We start from the raw sequence: 247 nt of genomic DNA on the forward strand, positions 1-247 counted from the left end.
TTCGTCGGGCGCAAAAAACAATGAGTGGAGAGTCCAGAAGTGGCTAAGAAGCAAGTAGTAGAGTTCATCGACGACCTCGACGGAAAGGTTCTCGAGGAATTCGAGACCGTGCGCTGGGGACTCGATGGCAAACAATACGAGTTCGACACGTCCCCCAAGCATGCCGAACAATTCCGTCGCGCACTCGCCAAGTACCTGAGCGCTTCGCGGCGGATCAACAACTCCCGCCAGGGCGGACGGGTTGCAG

The 247-nt window shown here is 57.1% G+C and carries 1 protein-coding gene; it reads left to right on the forward strand.

Features of this window, described 5'->3' with window-relative positions:
* Positions 1–39 precede the first annotated feature (39 nt).
* The coding region (locus tag SB754_RS22190) for a histone-like nucleoid-structuring protein Lsr2 (protein WP_410784447.1) at positions 40–247 on the forward strand (208 nt) is incomplete at its 3' end.

It is taken from the genome of Leifsonia sp. SIMBA_070 (assembly GCF_046534635.1).
Taxonomy (GTDB): Bacteria; Actinomycetota; Actinomycetes; order Actinomycetales; family Microbacteriaceae; genus Leifsonia.